Origin of the sequence: Clostridium thailandense, assembly GCF_019207025.1 — a bacterium.
GTDB classification, from domain to species: Bacteria; Bacillota; Clostridia; order Clostridiales; family Clostridiaceae; genus Clostridium_AM; species Clostridium_AM thailandense.
Map to the genome: position 1 here is coordinate 1 of NZ_JAEEGC010000168.1, position 20,956 is coordinate 20,956.

The 20,956-nt window shown below is 30.5% G+C and carries 20 protein-coding genes, 1 riboswitch and 1 other annotated feature; of the genes, 5 read left to right on the top strand and 15 right to left on the bottom strand.

The window, feature by feature from the left end; all coding sequences use genetic code 11:
• Positions 1 to 246: 246 nt before the first annotated feature.
• The 6 genes from I6U48_RS25705 to I6U48_RS25730 all read right to left on the bottom strand — a co-directional run bounded on the left by I6U48_RS25705 (position 247) and on the right by I6U48_RS25730 (position 6,009).
• The gene (locus I6U48_RS25705) at positions 247 to 771 is read right to left on the bottom strand and encodes an FmdE family protein (protein ID WP_218323329.1); all 525 of its coding nucleotides are present in this window, start codon (positions 769 to 771) and stop codon (positions 247 to 249) included.
• Between the two features lie 68 nt (positions 772 to 839).
• Complete coding sequence (locus I6U48_RS25710; protein ID WP_218323347.1) at positions 840 to 1,469, bottom strand: tRNA-uridine aminocarboxypropyltransferase; 630 nt, start codon at positions 1,467 to 1,469, stop codon at positions 840 to 842.
• Positions 1,470 to 1,600: 131 nt separating this feature from the next.
• Positions 1,601 to 3,283, bottom strand: a complete 1,683-nt coding sequence (locus I6U48_RS25715; protein WP_218323330.1) for a MutS-related protein — start codon at positions 3,281 to 3,283, stop codon at positions 1,601 to 1,603.
• A gap of 431 nt (positions 3,284 to 3,714) precedes the next feature.
• Positions 3,715 to 4,446, bottom strand: a complete 732-nt coding sequence (locus I6U48_RS25720; protein WP_281421855.1) for an amino acid ABC transporter ATP-binding protein — start codon at positions 4,444 to 4,446, stop codon at positions 3,715 to 3,717.
• Positions 4,447 to 4,460: 14 nt separating this feature from the next.
• A complete protein-coding gene (locus I6U48_RS25725; protein WP_218323331.1) occupies positions 4,461 to 5,108 on the bottom strand; it encodes an amino acid ABC transporter permease in 648 nt (215 codons plus the stop codon).
• A 73-nt stretch (positions 5,109 to 5,181) separates the two neighbouring features.
• On the bottom strand, positions 5,182 to 6,009 hold the full coding sequence (locus I6U48_RS25730; protein ID WP_218323332.1) for an ABC transporter substrate-binding protein: 828 nt from the start codon (positions 6,007 to 6,009) through the stop codon (positions 5,182 to 5,184).
• 370 nt (positions 6,010 to 6,379) lie between these two features.
• Between I6U48_RS25730 and I6U48_RS25735 the strand changes: the two genes are divergently transcribed.
• Positions 6,380 to 7,573, top strand: a complete 1,194-nt coding sequence (locus I6U48_RS25735) for a PucR family transcriptional regulator (RefSeq protein WP_218323333.1) — start codon at positions 6,380 to 6,382, stop codon at positions 7,571 to 7,573.
• Positions 7,574 to 7,704: 131 nt separating this feature from the next.
• Here the strand turns inward: I6U48_RS25735 and I6U48_RS30230 are convergent, their stop codons facing one another.
• On the bottom strand, positions 7,705 to 7,836 hold the full coding sequence (locus I6U48_RS30230) for a hypothetical protein (protein WP_281421856.1): 132 nt from the start codon (positions 7,834 to 7,836) through the stop codon (positions 7,705 to 7,707).
• Between the two features lie 79 nt (positions 7,837 to 7,915).
• Positions 7,916 to 8,428 (bottom strand): lysozyme inhibitor LprI family protein, encoded by a 513-nt coding sequence (locus I6U48_RS25740; RefSeq protein WP_218323334.1) that lies wholly within the window; start codon positions 8,426 to 8,428, stop codon positions 7,916 to 7,918.
• Between the two features lie 220 nt (positions 8,429 to 8,648).
• On the opposite strand from I6U48_RS25740, the gene I6U48_RS25745 reads away from it, so the two are divergent.
• Positions 8,649 to 9,680: an alpha/beta hydrolase gene (locus tag I6U48_RS25745; RefSeq protein WP_218323336.1), complete on the top strand. Its 1,032-nt coding sequence runs from the start codon at positions 8,649 to 8,651 to the stop codon at positions 9,678 to 9,680.
• 212 nt (positions 9,681 to 9,892) lie between these two features.
• Positions 9,893 to 10,849, top strand: coding sequence for a TRM11 family SAM-dependent methyltransferase (locus I6U48_RS25750; RefSeq protein WP_218323337.1), 957 nt, complete (start codon positions 9,893 to 9,895; stop codon positions 10,847 to 10,849).
• 76 nt (positions 10,850 to 10,925) lie between these two features.
• Here I6U48_RS25750 and I6U48_RS25755 read toward each other — a convergent pair whose 3' ends face one another.
• The 6 genes from I6U48_RS25755 to thrC form a co-directional block, all read right to left on the bottom strand.
• The gene (locus tag I6U48_RS25755) at positions 10,926 to 11,213 is read right to left on the bottom strand and encodes a hypothetical protein (RefSeq protein ID WP_218323338.1); all 288 of its coding nucleotides are present in this window, start codon (positions 11,211 to 11,213) and stop codon (positions 10,926 to 10,928) included.
• Between the two features lie 304 nt (positions 11,214 to 11,517).
• On the bottom strand, positions 11,518 to 12,750 hold the full coding sequence (gene ilvA, locus I6U48_RS25760) for a threonine ammonia-lyase (RefSeq protein ID WP_218323339.1): 1,233 nt from the start codon (positions 12,748 to 12,750) through the stop codon (positions 11,518 to 11,520).
• 159 nt (positions 12,751 to 12,909) lie between these two features.
• Positions 12,910 to 13,184, bottom strand: a binding site (T-box leader).
• A gap of 282 nt (positions 13,185 to 13,466) precedes the next feature.
• Complete coding sequence (locus tag I6U48_RS25765) at positions 13,467 to 14,750, bottom strand: homoserine dehydrogenase (RefSeq protein ID WP_218323341.1); 1,284 nt, start codon at positions 14,748 to 14,750, stop codon at positions 13,467 to 13,469.
• A 30-nt stretch (positions 14,751 to 14,780) separates the two neighbouring features.
• Positions 14,781 to 16,100 carry an aspartate kinase gene (locus tag I6U48_RS25770; RefSeq protein WP_218323342.1) on the bottom strand — a complete coding sequence of 440 codons (1,320 nt, stop codon included), beginning with the start codon at positions 16,098 to 16,100 and terminating at the stop codon, positions 14,781 to 14,783.
• 30 nt (positions 16,101 to 16,130) lie between these two features.
• Entirely contained in the window at positions 16,131 to 17,039 is a 909-nt protein-coding gene (gene thrB, locus I6U48_RS25775; protein WP_218323343.1) for a homoserine kinase, read from the bottom strand.
• 9 nt (positions 17,040 to 17,048) lie between these two features.
• On the bottom strand, positions 17,049 to 18,530 hold the full coding sequence (gene thrC / locus I6U48_RS25780; RefSeq protein ID WP_218323344.1) for a threonine synthase: 1,482 nt from the start codon (positions 18,528 to 18,530) through the stop codon (positions 17,049 to 17,051).
• Positions 18,531 to 18,918: 388 nt separating this feature from the next.
• Positions 18,919 to 19,010, top strand: a riboswitch (glycine riboswitch).
• A 120-nt stretch (positions 19,011 to 19,130) separates the two neighbouring features.
• On the opposite strand from thrC, the gene I6U48_RS25785 reads away from it, so the two are divergent.
• On the top strand, positions 19,131 to 19,400 hold the full coding sequence (locus I6U48_RS25785) for an ACT domain-containing protein (protein ID WP_218323345.1): 270 nt from the start codon (positions 19,131 to 19,133) through the stop codon (positions 19,398 to 19,400).
• A gap of 67 nt (positions 19,401 to 19,467) precedes the next feature.
• Positions 19,468 to 20,823, top strand: coding sequence for a PFL family protein (locus I6U48_RS25790; protein WP_376774603.1), 1,356 nt, complete (start codon positions 19,468 to 19,470; stop codon positions 20,821 to 20,823).
• On the opposite strand, the gene I6U48_RS25795 is transcribed toward I6U48_RS25790, so the two are convergent.
• Positions 20,758 to 20,956: hypothetical protein (locus I6U48_RS25795; RefSeq protein ID WP_218323349.1), on the bottom strand; the 199-nt coding region annotated here is incomplete at its 5' end. The two genes, I6U48_RS25790 and I6U48_RS25795, sit on opposite strands and share 66 nt — an antisense overlap.

Here is a 20,956-nt window from a genome sequence, read left to right on the forward strand (position 1 = left end):
CAGACATATAAAAGCTTCTAAGATTTTCTAAAATACTTCGCTAAGAATGATAAAAAAGTTTTTATATGTTCTTTCAGCTTTGGTAACATCTACCTGCGTATAAGTTTACTTTCTGGTGCTGTTCTCTATAAATATAGATGTCCACACTAGACACTTAGCTTATACGCAGGGATATATTAAGTGTCGGCCGTGGGTATCCGTACAATTCAAATATCTTTACCGACTTTAAATAAGTTCATGCCTAAGTTAGAATCCCCTAGAATATTCCTTAAAACAATCTATACACACTTTTTTGCCATCCATTATTCTAATCTTATGTTCTGCAGTGCTTTCACCGCAATTTTCACAGATTATACTACTGAATAATCTAGCTTTCTCTGGTACTTCGTAATTTGGTTTTTTAAAATCAAATAATTCGTCACAAGGTGCATTAAGCATATACTCCATATATGCTTGTCTATCACCACTTTTAGTTCTTGGTTTTAGAATTACTCTTAAAGCCTCTCCACTTTTTCTATTAAAAAATGAGAAAGACATTTTTCCGGAATCTTTATATATTAAGTTTCCTTTTCCAATAGAGCATCCAGTTATAACTTGTATTGCATCAACACCACAAGCATCATTTTCAGTTACACATACAATTTCTTCATCCTTTGAAAAGGATAGTCCCATTTTTTCTTTAGCTGCCTCACTGGCTTTATATCCTATTGCTAAGCCTGGGCATTCATGTCCATGAAATTCCACACATTTTTCCCATAATTTCTTATCCATAATAATTCCTCCCTAAACTTTTATCTAATAATTTTACCACTTTAAAACTAAATGAGAAAGCTAAACTTCTATTTCAATTCATGTCCGTTTATTCCTGCTTTATAACTTTTCAAAAACAGATTGAAAAATTCACCTATCAACCTTACATTTTCTGTTTCACCGCTTAATTTAAGTATTTCAATCGCAGATTCTATCGTACATAAGTTACCTTCTTCAGCCCCTTTTCTTAAACTATATACAGATTTATGATAAGGATTTAGTGAAAGCACCTTTAAATTCTTTAAATATTCACTTTTTCTAACTATCTTTCTAGCTTCCTTCCAGGTACCATCTATAATAATAAATGCTGGTATTTTTTCTGTTCTTTTATATTCAACTTTTCTGCTTTCCAATTCCCCTTCTGCTGGAAACAGTAAATAAGTTTCATATCTTTCATCTTGTATATTTTCGATTAGTTTCTTTGGCTCCTTTGTTCTTTCCCAAATAAAAATCTCAGTTGAATCACTGTTAATCAGCTTTAATATCCTTGCAGTATTAGATGGTCTTGAAAACTCTCTTTCATTTGATAAAATCCAAATTTTCCCTCTAGTTTCTACTTTAGGCGATTTATCACAAATACAATTTATAATAGGCAAACCACACTTACTACAACTTTGATATAAACTTGTTATTTGTTTTATTTTATATTCTGATGGTATCATTTTCCCTCCTAAGGTTACTTAACAGATGCTTTAAAATATAAAATAAGCCTAATTTATTTTATATTTTAAAGCATTTATATACATCTTGCAAATAATTAAAACACTAATTTGCCTATATATTCGCAAAGTTATTCTATCTCCCATAATCCATCACTTAAAAATTTATTTGCTTTCTCCTGTGCCTTTTCTACAATAGCACTACTGTAGCCTAAAACACCTAAAAGCTTTATAGCATTTTGAGTAGTAGCTCTTCCTTCATGTATCCTATAATCAAAGATTATTTCGTTGTTTTCTATTTTTTCTTGGAAGTGATAGTTAGTAAAGTATCTTTCTAATATATGTGTAAGTTCTACATCATGAGTCGCAGCAACACATATGCAATTATTTAAAGTTAAGTGCTTTAATACCTGTGAGGAAGCTGATATTCTCTCTACTGTATTAGTTCCTCTAAGAATTTCATCTACAAAACATATAGTAGGTACTTCTCTGTTTACACTATCAATAATCCTTTTTAAAGATCTGGTTTCTACAATATAATAACTTTCATTGTTAAATATGTCATCTTTTAAAGCCATAGATGTATATATCTTAAAATAACAGCATTTAAATTCTTTTGCTAAACAAGTATATATTGTTTGTCCTAAAATAATATTTATAGCCAATGTTTTTAAAAAAGTAGATTTTCCTGATGCATTAGATCCTGTTATTAAAATTGAGTCCTTCATTTCAATAGAATTAGGAATAGCTTCTCCTATGAGAGGATGAATCATATCCTCAAAATTATAAATTGCTTCCTGTTTATTGTTACATTTAATCAATTCTGGGGTAGTATAATAGTTAAGCCTCTTTCTATAGGCCGCAATAGCCATTAAACTATCTATAGAACCTATTACTTCAAATATAATTTTAAACTCTTTATTTTTTTCTATAAGCATATTTGACATTTTTTCATAATTAATTAATTCTCTAAGAAAAACTATATTTATATATTCAATGAGTATCCCAACATCTGTACCATTATTTCCAGAACTAAAGGATTTATTTTTTATATCTTTTATTCCTTGAAAAGCTTCCTTTAGTTTTCTATTGTAGTCATCTAATTCTTTTATATCTTCTTTTAAAATCAAATCAGAATGCTTAATTATCTGAATTATATAATTAAATGCTTGGAGGTTATGGCTTATCTTACTCTTTTCTGTATAATATGTATACATATTTACTACAACAGATCCGAAAGCAATCATTATACCAATATGAATATTTAAAAATGCTACCGCCAAACCTATAATGGGCATAGCAGACAAAATTCTATAATACATTAAGGATGATTTTCTTTTCCCATCCTTTTTATAAAAGTAATCCGATATAAAACATTCTCTTGCTTTCCCTAATTTAGCAAGTATATATTGTATTTTCTTTCTCTCTTCTTCATGTTCCCCGAAAAAATTTATTAGTCTATCTCTTTCTTTAAGCTTTTTTTCGTCGTATAAAGGCTCTCTTAACATATTATATAGATATTGTTCCCCTGGACTACTTTCGGTGATATTTATTTTCTTAAAAATACTGTTCATACTTAAATCATTCCAGGTAATTTCATCAATAAAGAATTCCTTCTCTTTAGCTTTTCTTCTGTTATTAAAATACTCTGCTATGGTTTTCAAATCCTCTTCATTATACTTTTCTTCTACTACATTTTCCCAACCTCTCTCTATTCTTTCCTTAATTTCTCTATTTCTTTTTATGTTCGACCCTAGAGAAACTACTGTAACTAACACTATAACTATTAATATGTAACCTATAATTGCTCCCATTGCTCTCCTCCTGCTTAAAAAATTATTATAGCCACTTTCGGAATTTCAAAAACGTTGATTTACCTAAATTTTCAACTATCTAATCTTTTTATTTTCCTCCACTATAGAATACTTTCTTTTATGTCTAAAGTAAATAATTAATTGCCGAAATGTACATTTTTATTGTTAAAACATACATTTTTTCTGATTAAATTCACAATAAATATACTGTAATAAACATCTTAATTAGCGTAAAATTATTAATATTACATAGTAGAGATTATATTAAATACTTCCTTTGATATACAACTGAAAATTGACCTATCTATGAAATATGTTACATAGATAAGTCAATTCTCATGCTATTTATATAAAATTTAAGGGGTCCAAATATAATTTAAAACTTTTCATCAGTTTCATTTATTATAGGTTTTATATTACTTCCATAAAATCTATAATATTTTTTCTAGAAAAACCTTTGTCCTATCTTCTCTTGGATTTTTAAAAATATTTTCTGGAGTTCCCTCTTCAACAATTTTTCCCCCATCCATAAAAATTACTCTATCAGCAACTTCTCTGGCAAAGCCCATTTCGTGAGTTACAACAATCATAGTCATCCCCTCCTTTGCTAGGTTTTTCATAACATTTAAAACTTCTCCAACAAGTTCTGGGTCTAAAGCTGAAGTAGGCTCATCAAATAGCATTATATCCGGTTCCATACAAAGAGCCCTTGCGATAGCTACTCTTTGTTTCTGTCCTCCAGATAACTTAGAAGGATACTCAAAATACTTTTCACTTAATCCAACTTTATCAATTAACTTTTTTGCTCTTTCAACTACAACCTCTTTATTTTCTTTTTTAACAGTAATAGGTGCCTCCATTACATTCTGAAGTACTGTCATATGTGGAAACAAATTAAAGTTTTGAAAAACCATCCCCATCTTTTCAATTACCTTTCTAAATTGCTTTTTATTCTTTATATCTAATGATTCTTCTTCTATAGCTACACATCCATTATCCGGTTCTTCCAAGTAGTTTAAACATCTTAAAAAAGTACTTTTTCCTGAACCAGAGGGTCCTATTATTACAAGAACTTCTCCTTTTTTTACACTAACATCAAGATTTTCAAAGACTTTAAGATTTCCAAAAGTTTTGGTAAGCCCCTTGGTTTCTATCATATTCATAACATAATCCTCCCTTAATAAATAGACAACTTTTTCTCTACGGCTGAAAAAATTGAAGTAAAAACTGTAGTCATTAAAAGATATAAGCAAGCTGTAATAAAATATGGACCTATTGGATTACCAGAAGCTGATACCAAAAGACCAGCCGACCTTAATAATTCTTCCATTGCTATTGATGAAACAAGAGATGTATCCTTAATCATAGCTATAAATTCATTTCCTACAGGAGGAATTACTATTCTAAATGCTTGGGGAAGTACAACTCTTTTCATAGTTTGATAATAAGTAAAGCCTAAAGCTTTTGATGCCTCAAACTGTCCTTTATCTATAGCAAGAATACCACTTCTTATAATTTCAGCCATATATGCTCCCGCATTTATGCTTAAGCCAATAATAGCCGCCTGCATGGAAGTAAGAGTTATACCAACTGCAGGAAATCCGTAGTAAAAAACAAAGAGCTGAAGCAAAAGAGGAGTTCCTCTAAATATCCACGTATAAAAATTACCAATAGAAGAAATTATCTTGTTTGATGATATCTTTACCATAGCTATAACTACACCTATGATAGTTCCAAAAACAATTGATAAGAATGTTAATTTGAGAGTCATGATACTTGCTTTAAGTAAAGTAGGCGTTATATTTATCAAAGTATTAAAGTCCATTATAAAATCTCCCCTCAAGTAGCAGATAAAGTATATTTACTAAGAATCAATTCACATAAAAAGCTGCATCAAATTAGTTATCTTTATATATATCATAGCCGAACCACTTTTGAGAAAGCTTTGATAAAGTTCCATCTTTCTTAAGCTCATCCATGGCTTTTTGATAACCATCTCTTAAATCTGTATCATCTTTTCTGAAAGCCACACCTATAGGTTCTTGATTTAATAAAGATTTTATCTTTTTAAATTTATCTTTTTGACTTGCAATATAATAGTCTCCAACCTGTGGATCTGAAACAACAGCATCTATTCTTCCATTTTTCAAATCTAAAAATGCTTCAGTCATTCCATTATATTTCTTAACTTCCTTCATACCTGACATTTTACTTAAAACATCCTGTGCAGTAGTACCTATTTGACATCCTATAATCTTATCTTTAAAATCATCCTGACTATTTATAGTTGTGTTATCAGATTTAACAAAAATAGCATTTCCACCATAAATATATGGCTGTGTAAAAATCATACTTTTCTTTCTTTCATCTGTTATACTAACGCTAGACTGTATAAGATCAAACTTTTTAGATTGAAGAGCCATAAAAATTCCATCCCATGCAGTTGGTACGAATTCTACATTAACACCGAGTTTTTTAGCTATTTCGTTCACCATGTCTACATCATAACCTACAAGTTTATTTTCTTTATCCTTAAATTCCATTGGAGGATAAGTATCGTCTACTCCAACAACGATTTTTCCTGATTTCTTTACTCGATCTAATGAGTTCTCCTTAGAAGTTGTATTTGAATTTGATGCTGTTGTTTTTGAAGAACTTTGTCCACATCCAGCAAAAATTGATACACTAAGTATCAAAATAATTATCATTGAAAAAATTTTTTTCATTTAACATACTTCCTTTCATTATGTAACTTTTTTACAAGATCACAAACCCCAAATTTTATTTTCCTATCAAAGGATTTTCTAGGTTCATAAAGATTTTAAGAGCCTTTTCACCTCCTAATTTTGCAATATAAGTCACGAATCATTTCATTACCGACATATAATTATTTTTTGTATTTTTTAATAATTTATCATTTTAATGCATTAATTTTTAATAATTTATCAATTTTAATTTATTATAATTTATTTTTTCATTGTACACAATGAATATAATGTATATAATTATCTTAAATATATGTACATTACGTCCATATATATATAATTTTATGAATTTTTTTATATTAAATATTGCAAAAGATTGGAGATGATTAATTTGCCTTTATCAATAAGAACCTTACTTGAATTTAACATTTTTAAAGATTCTATAATTAAGTCCGGTAAAAATAACTTAGATAATGAAATCTTATGGATTGATATAATGGAATTATTAGAGGATACTAGTTTTTTGCAGAAAGGCGAATTTTTGATTATAAGTGACTATAATCTTGATAGTGAAAATTTGCATAATAACTTAATTTTAGATTTATATTTAAAAGAAGTGTCTGGTCTAGCCATACAAACTGGTTATTATTTAAGTGAAATCCCTAAATACATAATAAATGACAGCAATAAATATAATTTACCATTAATCGAATTGCCTGCAAAAATAAACTTTACTGCTATTGCGCAAGCAATCTTGAGAGATAGCTATGGTTTAAATATAAAATATTATTCTAGTTTTTACAAAAACCGATCTTTACTTGAAAATCTGAGGATGAATAAAGTTCCAAATTTAAAGGAAAAATTACAGATAACCCAAAGGTTAAACTTAAATTCCAACTCTTATCTATGCATCTTTGTTTTATCTATTAAAAATATTCATCACAACTTTATACCAAAGCAAAATGCTTTAGCTATACTAAATCAGATAATAAATTATTTTTATTTAAAGGAATTACCTATTATATTAGAAAACTTCGATGATAATATAGTTTTTTTAATATCTTCACAGAAAGAACTAATTCCGCAAAACTTAACCGAAGACTTGCTCAAAATTTTGAACAGTATCTGTGAGGTCCAGCAAGATTTATCCTTATTAATTGGTGCCAGTAACATATTTAAAGATATCTCCCATATATCTAATGCATATAATGAGGCATTCTCAAGCCATTCTGTTCTTGAAAAAGTAAATGCTCATAAAGGAATTTGTTTTTTTAAATATATAGAGCTTTTCAAAGCTTTGCATTTAATCAATTGTAATGAGAATACAATTAAATTCCTATATGAAAAAATTAAACCTTTAATAGAATATGACAAAATTCATAAGACAACCTATTTTGATACTTTTAAATGCTTTTTAAACAACGATTGCAATATTAATATAACTTCTGAAAAATTGTATATTCATAGACATACCTTAAGTAATAGACTTGAGAAAATAAGAGAATTATTTTATATTGATTTATCTGATACCTATTCAAAAATAACTTTTTCTATTGCAATTTATTTATTTGATTTTTTTACTTAAGAACTGTAGCTGTTACACTTATCAAAATACGACCAAAAACATATTTACCTTCCAAGAGATCTCTCAGACTTCAGCACTATAAAAACACAATAAAAATAACCACCAACTAGCTAAATGACGCTAATTGGTGGTTATACAAATTCTAACTCATCTTTATAACTACATTCTATTTGAATTCCCATCACCCTTTCTTTTTTATAATAATCATCTAAATTATTAATTATATTTTTTGAATATTCAAAAATATCACAATCAATATTCATATGTCTTTTTTCTTCCTGCCAATTCCATCATTACAATGCATCTTTTCACTCTACCACCTCTTGATTAAAATAGATTTTATTACTTCATATACTTTTCTACCAACTCATAGCACCTTTGTTTTGTTGTATCTGCTAAAGAGTTAATGTATATAACTGGCTCCATTGTTCCGCCTTTCATTTCTGATGATGCCTTTTTGGCTTTAGCATCTCTATCTGATATCCACTGAATTTCTTCGTTCTGTAATTTTTTCATATCGCTGGAAGACAAATCTCCTCTTAACACACCATAAATTTCATTCAGAGCAGAATCCCACTTTTTATATCTTTCATTAGCAGCCTCTCTCATATCTGCTGTTGTTCCAGAGTCCTTTACATCTAACTTTTTCAACTCAACTCCAATAATGTCTAATTTAGTTTTATATTCTTGTTTTTTACTTACTTTTTTATTGCTCTCTTGCGTTACTTCATTTTTATTTTCCTCCACTTTAGTCTTTGAAGAATCGGTATCTACATTTTTTGCAACATTACTTTTACAGCCGATTAATCCCAGTGCCACTACTAAAAGTAAAATTCCTGAAAGTTTTTTTATCATCTTCTTCCTCCAATATTAAAATTCTGATTCAAATAGTAACTTATTATATTGTCCTAAATATAGATTCTTATTCACAAGTACATTTGCAATTATATCATATATCACATTATATGTCACAATATTCCAACAATACAGGTATATTAAAATAAAATCAGTGAAAAATAAAAACACAATCCTAGCTTTTGCTGCAAAATTTCTATGATATTGGGAGGTATATTAAATGAAAAAAGCCATTAAAGTAATATCACTTATTGTATTTATACTTATAATAACAGGCTTTTTTACTATTAAAACTTTAACTAAAACCCGTAACGGACAGCTTAATACATATATTGCTGCAAACTTAAAACTAGATAAAATTCTTAATTCTAAATTAAGCAATGATAAATCAATAAAGGAACTTAGACAATATTTAAATACTCAGTCAACAAAATGGTCCAATAAACCTATACCTTTCTCCAATATTAAAAACACTACTATACAGATGGACTCTCAAAAAATACCTGTGCGTATATATACACCTGAGGGTGGCTACAATCTTCCTATAATCATTTATTCACATGGTGGTTTTTGGATTGGAGGAACCCTGGATGCCTATGAGAATGTTTGTAGAAAGCTTTCACAAAACACAAAAGCAATATTAATATCTGTAGACTATCGTCTTGCTCCAGAAAACCCTTTTCCTGATGGCATTAATGATGTGTATAATGTACTTCAGTGGACTTATAAAAATGCAGAGGGCATAAATGGAGATAAAAAACATATAGTCCTTGCTGGAGATAGCTCTGGCGGAAATATTTCCGCTGCAGTTTCCTTAATGGCACGAGATAAAAATGGTCCTCCTATAGCTTGCCAAATATTAATATATCCATCTACAAATATATTTGAGCTAAATAGTAAATCTTGGTCTTACTTCGCCAGTAAATTTAATCTTTCAATAGAAGATATGGAAAAATACACTTCATTATATGTACCAAAAAAGGAAGATAGAAAAAACCCTTATGCATCTCCACTTTTGGCCAAAGACTTTAGTAAATTACCCGATACACTTATAATAACAGCCGAAATCGATCCTCTACGAGATGAAGGAGAAGCTTATGGTAAGAAACTAAAGGAAGCAGGAACTCAAGCTGATATTACTCGATATAAAGGTGTTGTTCATGGCTTTGTTTCCATGGATAAAATTACAAATAAGTCAGATGAAGCCTTAAATCAAATTTCTTCATATATCCAAAAGGAATCTAGAAAATAATATAATAAGATTAGCTATTTAACTATTGTGGCTAATCTTATTATACTTGTACTATTTTTTTATAAGCTAAGCTTCAATTTTATTTAAATCTATTATTGACTTTGTAACTATTATATACTAAATTGAAGACATGAATAATAGTTTAGTAAAAGATTTAATTTCTGCTATATAGAGATTTTTTATTTTCTGAACCCAGAAAAGAGGATATATGTATGTTAAAACCCAAAGTAAATATTAATGGTAAAATAAAGCCACATTTTTATGTAATCAATTTTGCTTCCGACGAAGAGAATTTATGTAAAATGGAGATGAAGTATCTTTTCAAAAATATTCCGAAGGAAAAACATTTTTTTTCCTATCACTATATAGATCCATCTAGAAGTCCTTTCATAAAACTTTGTATATCTATAATGTATACTGGTAAAACTTTAGAAGATTTAATTAATCAACTTATAATAAATAAGGCTTCCTATGAAAATTTCAAAGTATCTTATATAAATTATAATGATGAAAATTTAGGTTATAAAGAGAGACGTAAGATTGAATATGAAATTGGACAGAATATAAATGGCGAAGCTGAAATGAAAAATCCTGATCTACTTCTTGGTATAACAAAAATAAATGAAAAATGGATATTAGGTGAATATAAGAGAAATGAACCTGAATGGATAATACATAACAAAAAACCCTATTCATATTCTAATGCAATTACTTCAAGGGCTGCAAGGGCAATAGTAAATATTGCTGTAAGCAATCGTTTAAAGTGCAAAGTAGTAGATCCTTGCTGTGGCATTGGAACAATTGTTATGGAGGCTCTTTCCCTTGGAGTCAATATTAAAGGTTTTGAATTAAATCATTTAATAGCTGCAAATGCAAAGACAAACCTTCAATATTTTGATTATGAGGATGTTATCGTAAACGGCAATATGCATGATATAAAAGATAAATTCAATGTAGGAATTATAGATTTACCCTACGGCTTATTTTCTGCAACTACTCTTAAAGAACAAGTAGATATTATAAAAACATCTCGCCGAATATGCGATAAAGCTGTTATCATAACTCTTGAAGATATGGATAAACATTTTCTCTCAGCTGGCTTTAAAATTGTTGACAAGTGCTATATTTCAAAAGGAAAGTTTAAAAGGCATATAACCATTTGTGAATAATTTAAAGCAGTTAATATTTTATATTTTTTTATTTACTTTATTTTCAAAATTAGTTAAGGAGCTGTATAGCAGTTCCTTAACTCTGCACTAAAGCAAGCATATCCTTATCTTTATTTCTTTCTTCTAACGGACTAATAAATACATTGTAAATATAGTTGTTGCAACAATCCATTTCCCTGTAGACATAAAGTTCCCCATCTTTTTCAAAGGTTTCATAGTAATCTCCATTGTATTTATATGCCTCTTCTAATTTTTTATATCCTAAGCTTTCTAGTGCCTCATATTGGTTTTTAAAATGTTTGTTTACATATAATATTAACTTCTTTCTTAGGTTTGGTTCCACATTTTTTTTACTTTGCATCATTTTGTTGTCTCCCTCTTTTATTTTAAAATTTTTATTATATTTTGATTTACAATTACATAGCTATAATAGTTATATTTACCCATATTTGTTCCAATATTTTCAAAAACCTATATATGTATATTCTATACACACAAAAAATTTCCTTTATTTCTTAAAATATTTTACATATAGCTCAAGTAAACCCCAATATATAATCTATGCTAAGGAGAACAAATTATGCTAACATTTCCAGATATTTATTACCAAAAATGATGCTTTAAATTATTGGGCTGTCGCACTGTATAGTGCGACAGCCCCGTTTATACTAATATACCTTATCTACATTATATCCTTCTTTATTTAAAGCTTTAACTATCTCATCTATGTGTTCATGCCCATTTGTTTCTACTGTTACTTCTAAAACCACATGTTTTAATCTGTCAATAGCCTTAAATTGATTATGATCTAACTTTATTACATTAGCTCCCTTATCTGATAAAACTTTAGATATCTTAAGAAGCTGACCTGGTGTGTCTTGAAGCTTAACAGAGAAACAGAATAGCCTGCCTCTAGAAACTAATCCATGATTCAACATTGATGCTATAGTTACTACATCTATATTTCCTCCACTTATTAGAGATACTACTTTTTTACCTGTGAAGTCTAACCTCTTTAAAGCAGCTAAAGACATTACTCCTGTTGCTTCAGCTACAAGCTTATGCTTTTCTAAGAGAATAAATACTGCTTCCATAAGCTCTTGATCGCTTACTGTAACAATCTCATCTACATGCTCTTTTACAATCTCAAAAGTGATATCTCCTGGTTTTTTTACTGCTGCACCATCGGCAATAGTATCTATAGTATCTGCAAAAGTTAGCTTGCCAGTATCAAAGGAGACTTTCATAGGATTTGCATGCTCCCCTTGAACTCCTATTACTTTCACTTTAGGATTAATCGCCTTAGCAGCTACGGATATACCGCTTATTAATCCACCTCCGCCAATTGGCACTAATATAGCATCTACATCCTTTAATTCTTCCATAATCTCAATAGCTATAGTTCCTTGTCCTGCCGCCACATCTACATCATTAAAAGGATGAACAAAGGTATATCCATTTTCTTTTTCTAATCTCTTAGCTTCTTCATAAGCTTCATCGTAAATCTTTCCTTTTAAGACTACGTTAACCCCATAATTTTTAGTAGCTTGTACCTTTATTAGTGGTGTTGTTTCTGGCATAACTATTGTTGCTTGGATACCAAGTTTGCTAGCAGCGTAGGCAACTCCCTGTGCATGGTTTCCCGCAGAAGAAGCTATAAGTCCTTTTTCTTTTTGTTCTTCACTTAATTTACCAACCTTATTTAATGCCCCTCTTAACTTAAAAGCCCCAGTAATCTGGAGATTTTCTGGCTTTATGTAAACCTCATTTCCACTTTCTCTGCTGAATTCAGAGCTATATATTAATTTAGTATTTACACATATATCCTTTATTCTTTCTCTAGCCTCTACTACATCATTTAAAGTTAAACATTCCTTATTTACTACCATATTTTCTTTCATAATTATTAAATCTCCCTTCTTAAGTTACTCCTCTTAGTTTTTATTAATAATATTTGCCCCAACTTTATTAATTATAAAAATAGCCCTCCTTATCATAAGTATTGTAATTTTGTTAAATAAAAAAATCTTTCATCCTCATAAGTATAAATTTCTTACACCTATAAGGACGAAAGATTAACTTCCGTGGTACCACCTTATTTGCAATTAGATATACTAATTGCCCCTCTTTATCAGGTCAATTCTGAACAAATATTTTACTCCTAATGAACCCTAACCATATATCGCTGGTATACGTCCTCATTTACTTGACAAAAGTCTTTCAATTCGGAGACTCCGGAGTGATCATTACATATTTATGTTAACACTAACTTCCACCTACGTTAGCTCTCTGTAGTTAACAAACTAAATATCTTTTTCTCCATCTCAGTCTTTGCTTATTAAGTTATCTTTTTATGTAAAATTTTATATTCATACTCTATAATATTTTTTATAGAAAGTCAACTGTATTTTGTACACGCACATAACTTTAAATAAAACTTTAAACGTTACCATTCTATTTTCCTTCATTTTTGCACTAAGTCTATATATTTCAAAAATTATGAAGCTTTAAAAAAATTTATTTATCGAGAACCAATGAAAACAAGTTGCATTTGCCCAGTAGCTCTCGATAAATAATTAAGAAGGAATATCCCAAAATTGTTGACTAGTTTCTATTTTTAATTTAAATTTTCAATTCTAATTATATTTTCAACTTTATTAACTTCTTCCAATTCTTTTATCTTTTCTAAAGATCTATTAACATTACCTTCTAAAGTGTCATGAGTAACTATAACTATATATACAAAATCTTCCTTTTTAGGTTTCTGTATAAAGGATAAAATACTAACTTCATTTTCGCCAAGTATAGTAGCAATTTTACCCAAAACACCTGGTAAATCTTTTACTGAAATTCTTAAATAGTACTGAGATCTTATATCGTCTATTGTAGCTAGTTCTTTATCTGTATATCTGTCAATTAATCCATTTAACACTTCACTGTCATTTCTTAAAACAGATATAATATCTCCAACTACAGCACTACCTGTAGGAAGTTCTCCAGCTCCTCTTCCATAAAGCATTAAATCGCCTACTGCGTTTCCTTTAATGAAAATAGCATTAAAAGAATCATTAACATTAGCTAAAGGATGAATGTTTGGAACCATTGTAGGATGAACTCTAAGTTCTAACTTTCCATTAACTTCTTTCACTATAGCTAAAAGCTTTATAACATATCCAAGTTCTTTACCATATTCTATATCAATAGCTTTTATCTTAGTTATACCTTCCACATATATATCATTTATATTAACTTCAGTTTCAAAAGCTAAAGTAGTTAAAATCGCTAATTTATACATGGCATCATAACCTTCTACATCAGAAGTCGGATCAGCCTCTGCATAACCTTTTTCCTGCGCTTCCTTAAGCGCCTCTTCAAAACTCATACCTTCTAAAGTCATCTTAGTTAGTATATAATTTGTAGTTCCATTAATTATTCCTATGACTTCTTCAATTTTGTTTGCAGTTAAGCTTTCATTTATCCCATTAATTACAGGAATTCCACCAGCCACACTTGCTTCAAAATTTACGATGACCCCATTTTCTGCTGCTTCTTTAAAAATTTGATTACCATCAGTTGCAATAAGCATCTTATTAGCAGTTATTACATGCTTTTTTCTTCTTATGGCATTTAATACATAATCTTTAGCAGGTTCTAACCCACCCATAACCTCTACTACAATTTTTATACTATCATCATTGAATATTTCTTCTGAATTTGTAGTTAAAAGCTCTTCTGGAACATCTATATTTCTATTTTTATTTACATCTCTTACTAATATCTTTGCTACTTCTATATCATATCCTGATCTTTTCATTATAGCTTCTTTATTTGAATTTAATATATTCCAAACACCTTTACCAACATTTCCTAGACCTAATAACGCTATTCTAACTTTTTTCATGACTTTGCCCCCTTTTTACTACTATGAAAATTACTGTGCAAAAGCTCTATATATACCTCTAAGTGCTTTTTCAAAATCATCATTTTCTACGCCAACAGTGATATTTATTTCACTTGAACCTTGATTAATCATCCTAATATTTACGTCTCCTTCAGCAAGCCCTCTAAATACCTTTGAGGATATTCCTTTAGTCCTATCCATTCCTCTTCCGACAGTAGAAATGAGTGCCATATTAGGATAAACTTCTAAAGAATCTGGATTGCACTGCTTTTTAATTTCTTCTAATATTCCATCTAACTTATCTCCAAGTTGTGCATCCTCTATCACAAGTGAAACAGAATCTATACCAGAGGGCATATTTTCAAAAGATACCCCGTTACTTTCTAATATGGAAAGAAGCTTTCTACAAAAGCCTTGTTCTGAGTTTAAAAGCATCTTTTGTACAGCTATAACTGTAAAATCCTTTTTACCTGCTATCCCTGTGATAGTTCCACTATAGCTTATAGGCCTATTATCATCTACAATTAAAGTTCCCTTATCTTCTGGCTTGTTAGTGTTTCTTATATTTATTGGGATGCAAACATCTCTTATTGGAAATATACTCTCTTCGTGAAGTACCTTTGCTCCCATATAAGAAAGCTCCCTAAGTTCCTTATAAGTTACCACTTCTATTGGTTTCGGATTTTCTACAATGTTTGGGTCTGCCATTAAAAAACCAGAAACGTCTGTCCAATTTTCATAAAGCTCTGCCCCTACACATCTAGCAATTATTGCTCCAGTTACATCGGAACCACCTCTTGTAAAAGTCTTTATAGTTCCATCATCTTTTGCCCCATAAAATCCTGGTATAACTGCTCTCTCGATCCCTGATAACTTTTCATCTATAGCTTTTTGTGTAGCCTCAAGGTCAACTTTACCATAATTTTTAAAACATATAACCTCTGATGCATCTATAAATTCATATTCGAGATAATCTGCAAGAATTAATCCATTTAAATATTCTCCACGACTAGCTGTATAATCTGCAGACGCCCCATCTGCAATTTTCTTCTTTACTTCATCAAGATGCTTTTTTATATCAATTTTAACTTCAAGTTCTTTTGCTAAACCAATATATCTATCCTCTATGTGTTTAAAAACATCATCAAAAGATATTTCATTTTGAGCATGTGCATGACATAAATATAAAAGATCTGTAATTTTGTAGTCCTTGCTGAATCTCTTACCTGGTGCTGAAGGTACTACATACTTCCTCTTTTCATTATCCAAAACTATGCTTTTTACTTTTCTAAATTGGTCACTATCTGCAAGTGAACTTCCTCCAAATTTAGCTACGATTCTATTACTCATTATTAGCCCCCCGTTTATCTTTGTCGAAATTTAACTACATTTATTCAATTGATCTGGATTATTTACTACAGTCCCCACACTGTCTATTCTGAGCTCTTTTGCTTCCCAATTATTTTTCAACCCATCTAAAAACTTCTGGATGTTTTTACAAAACTCATTATCCTCTTCTCTAATCATAACCATAATTGTTGGGCCTGCCCCACTTAAAAATACTCCCAAACAATTAAGTCTTTCGCATTCATCCTTTACAGAATAGAAATTCTCTATAAGTTGTGCTCTATAATCCTCGTGCAACTTATCCTTACAAGCATATTTAATCAAGTGAAAATCTCCATTATTTAATGCAGATATCAAAAGTGCAGTCCTTCCTACGTTAAATATGCCATTCTTGTAATCTATATTTTTAGGCAATACTGCTCTTGCTTTTTCTGTGGATAATGTAAAGTCTGGTACGAGCGCACAAAATTTAATGCCCTCTTTGACCTTAACATTAGTATAAAAAACCTTGTCATCTTCAGTTATAGAGGCAGTCATACCCCCACAAAAAGCTGGATTTACGTTATCTGGATGACCTTCTATTTCTGCTGCTAATGCTAAAATTTCTTGATCATTCAAGATTCTTCCGGCTAACTCATTAGCACAAACAACTCCACCAACTACACAGGAAGCACTACTTCCAAGTCCCCTGCATACAGGTATATCACTTTCAATTTTTATCCTTAAGCCAGTAGGTTTATACCCTAGCTTTTCAAAACACTTTTTCATTGCCACATATATTAAGTTATCTTCATTTTTAAATTTATCTTCACAGCCTTCAAAAACAAGACCTTCTTCAATTTCTTCTACAAAAAATCTATTGTACATATTTACTGCTATGCCAAGGCAATCGAAGCCTGGTCCCATATTAGCACTTGTAGCCGGTACTCTAACTTCTATCATAATTATCACCTATACCCCTAAAAAATTTTTAATTACTTCTCTCATCTCATCTTTTTTACAGGTTACCTTATGACGGATTTCTTTTTCTTCCAAACCTTCGATGCCCTTAGGTATTTTTAAATCCATCTTATTTGATAACACTTGTACCATTTCAAAGTCAGAAGCACTATCATCTGTAAATCTTAAAACTTCATTTATGCTTCTTGGAAATTTGAATGGACTTGCTGTAGATGCTATTACAAAAGTACTGTTATCCCCTGTTTCTTTCTTGTATTTTTCATAAACGTCATAAGCCACTGCAGTATGAGTATCTATAACATATTTAGAGGTCTCATAAACCTCTTTAACTGCTTTAAGAGTTTCTGCTTCATTAGCAAAATCACCATATAATATCTTTAACTTATCCTTCATGTCTTCTCTTATTTCATATTTTCCTTCTTCTTTCAATTGTTCCATAAGACTATTTATGAGAACATCATCTCTGCCACTTATTTCATACAAAAATCTTTCTAGATTACTGGATATTAAAATATCCATAGACGGAGAGTTAGTTACTGAAAATTCTCTTTTTCTATCATAAATTCCAGTATTTATAAAGTCTGTAAGTACTTTATTTTCATTAGATGCACAAATCAGTCTTCCCAGTGGCACTCCCATTTCTTTAGCGTAAAAAGCAGCTAATATATTTCCAAAATTTCCTGTAGGCACAACTACATTTACTTTTTCTCCATCTTCTATTTCTTTATCCTTTAGTAAACTTACATATGAGTAAACATAGTAAACTACTTGTGGTACAAGTCTTCCTATGTTTATAGAATTTGCAGACGAAAGCATACAGTTGTTTTTATCTAATAGTTCATTAAAAGCCTTATCACTAAATATTTCCTTTACGCCATTTTGTGCATCATCAAAGTTACCTTCTATTCCAACAACAAAGGTGTTTTCCCCTTCCTGTGTGGTCATTTGTCTCTTTTGAATTTCACTCACGCCGTCCTTTGGATAAAAAACCACTATTTTAGTTCCATCTACACTATCGAAACCTTCTAAAGCAGCCTTTCCAGTGTCCCCTGATGTGGCTGTAAGTATAACTATTTCTTTGCTTATACCTATTTTTTTTGCTGCTGTTTTTAAAAGGTGAGGAAGTATACTTAATGCCATGTCCTTAAAAGCTAATGTCTTTCCATGATAAAGTTCTAAAAAGTATGCATCAGCTTTATAGTTTAATGGTGCTATTAGTGGATTCTCAAATTTATCATCATAAGCTTTATCTATACACTCTTTAAGTTCATCATCGTTAAAATCATCAAAATACTTTTTTATAATATAAAATGCAAGCTCCTGATAGGTCATCTTGCTTAATTCCTCAAAAGACTTCGTAATTTTAGGGAACTCCTCTGGTACATATAATCCCCCGTCTTCAGCTATCCCTCTTATTATTGCGGTGGATGCTTCTACAATCCTTCCTTTGCCCCTAGTACTTCTATACAACAATGTATTAGCCCCCTTTTCTAGTTAGTGTTATCTGATTTTTCTCTCGAAAATATTCGAATTATACTAATACTTTATAATGTTTTTCCTAAAAAGTCAAATGTATTTTATACGCGCACACCAATTGCAAGTCAATTTAAAACGTTAACATTTTAGTTATTCTATCTTTTATCATTAAATTTATATATTTCTAAAAACTACAAAAATTAAAATTATTAATTATATTTCAAAACAAAAGATTTTCGCATTAATTACCTATCTGAAAACGATTCTATATGTTAAAATGTCCAAATTTTAAAATTGATTAAAGTTTATTATTATGTTAATATTGCATTAAATAATTTAATATCGTCGGATGAATTTAACGGAATAATTTTATTAAACCGTTATTGGACGAACCTCTGGAGAGACTCAAATGAGCACCGAAGGGGAAAGCCAAAGAATTTTGGTGAAGCTCTCAGGTAAAAGGACAGGGGATTTTGAAGGGTAAAGAATAATCGTTTATTTTTTGCTTTAAGAATCTTGTTTTCCAGAGACTAAATTAAAATTTGGTCTTTTTTGTTTTATTCTGATAAAATTTAATTTCGTAAGGAGAGATAAAAAATGAAAGCATTTGTAACAGTACTCGGAAAAGATAAAGTGGGAATAATTTACGAGGTAACTTCTGTACTATCTAAAAACAACGCAAATATCTTAGATATAAATCAAACTCTTATAGAAGATTATTTCACTATGGTAATGCTTGTAGATCTTTCAAAAATACAAGTGGATTTTAAAGAATTAAAAGGTAAGCTCGAAGCTAAAGCTCAAGAAATAGGAGTTTCTATTAAAATTCAACGCGAAGATATATTTAGTTCAATGCATACAATCTAAAAATTAAGAAGAACATATATTTATTCTAATAGCATAAAATCTAAAGCTTAAGGAGATGTAATTCATGATTAACTATAATAATATAATGGAAACAATCAATATGATTGATAATCAAAAACTTGATATAAGAACAATTACAATGGGTATATCCCTTATGGACTGCTGTAGCAATGATGGAAAAGTGGCAAGAACAAGAATTTATGATAAAATAACAAAAAGCGCTGAAAGGTTAGTTAAAGTAGGACAAGAGATTGAATCAGAATACGGAATACCTATTATTCATAAAAGAGTGTCAGTAACTCCTATATCTCTTATTGCACAAGCTTGCGATGATACTAACTATGTTGAATTTGCTAAAACACTTGATAAAGCCGCAGACACTTTAGGAATTAACTTTATAGGTGGTTTTTCTGCACTTGTACAGAAAGGATATTCTAAAGGAGATAAAATACTTATTGAATCTCTTCCTGAAGCCTTAGCTGCTACAAAAAATGTTTGTGCTTCTATTAATGTAGGCTGCAGTAAAACTGGAATAAACATGGATGCTGTTAGAGACATGGGAAGAATAATTAAGCAAACTGCATACCTTACAAAAGACAGCGAAAGCATAGGCTGTGCTAAATTAGTAGTGTTTGCTAATGCAGTAGAAGATAATCCATTCATGGCTGGAGCTTTTCATGGAGTTGGTGAAGCAGAATGTATAATAAATGTTGGTGTAAGTGGACCGGGTGTTGTCAAGGCTGCTTTAGAAGAAATTAAAGGACAAAGTTTTGATGTGCTAGCAGAAACAATAAAGAAAACTGCATTCAAAATAACAAGAATGGGTCAACTAGTAGCACAAGAAGCTTCTAAAAGACTACAGGTTCCTTTCGGAATAGTTGATTTATCCCTTGCACCAACCCCTGCTGTAGGAGACAGTGTAGCAAGAGTTCTTGAAGAAATGGGGCTTGAAAGCTGTGGCTGTCACGGAACTACTGCTGCTCTAGCAATCCTAAATGATGCTGTTAAAAAAGGTGGCGTAATGGCTGCCGAGCATGTAGGTGGACTTAGTGGTGCATTCATCCCTGTAAGTGAAGATGAAGGAATGATAAGTGCAGTAAAATGTGGAGCATTAAACCTAGAAAAATTAGAAGCTATGACCTGTGTTTGTTCTGTAGGTCTTGATATGATAGGAATACCTGGAGATACTCCTGAATCAACTATATCTGCAATCATTGCAGATGAAGCTGCCATTGGAGTAATAAACAACAAAACTACTGGCGTAAGAATAATTCCTGTTTTTGGAAAAACCCTTGGTGATGAAGCCGAATTTGGAGGATTGCTTGGAAAAGCTCCTATAATGGCTGTAAGTAAATTCTCAAGCCTTGACTTTATAGAAAGAGGCGGAAGAGTTCCAGCGCCAATTCATAGCTTTAAGAATTAGAAAGTTTAAGCGTGGAATTGGCGCTGGAACTCTTCCGCCTCTTTCTATAAAGTCAAGGCTTGAGAATTTACTTACAGCCATTATAGGAGCTTTTCCAAGCAATCCTCCAAATTCGGCTTCATCACCAAGGGTT

Bases quoted from the DNA above. Each gene is read 5' to 3' on its own strand.
- I6U48_RS25705 (WP_218323329.1), bottom strand. From the start codon at position 771: ATGGATAAGAAATTATGGGAAAAATGTGTGGAATTTCATGGACATGAA.
- I6U48_RS25715 (WP_218323330.1), bottom strand. From the start codon at position 3,283: ATGGGAGCAATTATAGGTTACATATTAATAGTTATAGTGTTAGTTACA.
- I6U48_RS25720 (WP_281421855.1), bottom strand. From the start codon at position 4,446: ATGAATATGATAGAAACCAAGGGGCTTACCAAAACTTTTGGAAATCTT.
- I6U48_RS25725 (WP_218323331.1), bottom strand. From the start codon at position 5,108: ATGGACTTTAATACTTTGATAAATATAACGCCTACTTTACTTAAAGCA.
- I6U48_RS25730 (WP_218323332.1), bottom strand. From the start codon at position 6,009: ATGAAAAAAATTTTTTCAATGATAATTATTTTGATACTTAGTGTATCA.
- I6U48_RS30230 (WP_281421856.1), bottom strand. From the start codon at position 7,836: ATGAATATTGATTGTGATATTTTTGAATATTCAAAAAATATAATTAAT.
- I6U48_RS25740 (WP_218323334.1), bottom strand. From the start codon at position 8,428: ATGATAAAAAAACTTTCAGGAATTTTACTTTTAGTAGTGGCACTGGGA.
- I6U48_RS25745 (WP_218323336.1), top strand. From the start codon at position 8,649: ATGAAAAAAGCCATTAAAGTAATATCACTTATTGTATTTATACTTATA.
- I6U48_RS25750 (WP_218323337.1), top strand. From the start codon at position 9,893: ATGTTAAAACCCAAAGTAAATATTAATGGTAAAATAAAGCCACATTTT.
- I6U48_RS25755 (WP_218323338.1), bottom strand. From the start codon at position 11,213: ATGATGCAAAGTAAAAAAAATGTGGAACCAAACCTAAGAAAGAAGTTA.
- ilvA (WP_218323339.1), bottom strand. From the start codon at position 12,750: ATGAAAGAAAATATGGTAGTAAATAAGGAATGTTTAACTTTAAATGAT.
- I6U48_RS25765 (WP_218323341.1), bottom strand. From the start codon at position 14,750: ATGAAAAAAGTTAGAATAGCGTTATTAGGTCTAGGAAATGTTGGTAAA.
- I6U48_RS25770 (WP_218323342.1), bottom strand. From the start codon at position 16,100: ATGAGTAATAGAATCGTAGCTAAATTTGGAGGAAGTTCACTTGCAGAT.
- thrB (WP_218323343.1), bottom strand. From the start codon at position 17,039: ATGATAGAAGTTAGAGTACCGGCTACAAGTGCTAATATGGGACCAGGC.
- I6U48_RS25785 (WP_218323345.1), top strand. From the start codon at position 19,131: ATGAAAGCATTTGTAACAGTACTCGGAAAAGATAAAGTGGGAATAATT.